We start from the raw sequence: 335 nt of genomic DNA, 5'->3' as shown, positions 1-335 counted from the left end.
CCCAAATCATAGGGATAATAAATGGCTTGATGATGTCGTACGTGAACATCAGCAGTACCAGCAGCAAGCCGATACGGATCGCTGATTCCACCATATTGCCGATGAAAACTTTGCTTTGATGCTGTTCCGGTTGTTTATCCATCTTGCTTCCTGATTTTTAGTATGAGTGCTGATAGGGCTGGATACTATGTTGCCTACAGTGGCCGTGATGTTTCATACACACGGCAGTGTCATCAGAATTCGATATCAGCACATATCACATGCAGGTTCAGGCAGATGATAAACGTCAGTACTGTAAACGGTATTAGTTCAGACTAGATCTGATACTTTAATTT

The 335-nt window shown here is 42.4% G+C and carries 1 pseudogene; it reads right to left on the bottom strand.

Annotation, left to right across the window (positions count from 1 at the left end):
* A pseudogene (locus ACYP03_RS25060) lies at nucleotides 1–142 on the bottom strand (AI-2E family transporter); the annotation flags it as partial.
* Nucleotides 143–335 lie beyond the last annotated feature (193 nt).

The organism is Photobacterium sp. R1 (assembly GCF_054600795.1).
Note: the sequence above shows the minus strand (reverse complement) of the source record. Positions and strands in the feature narration are given on the sequence as shown.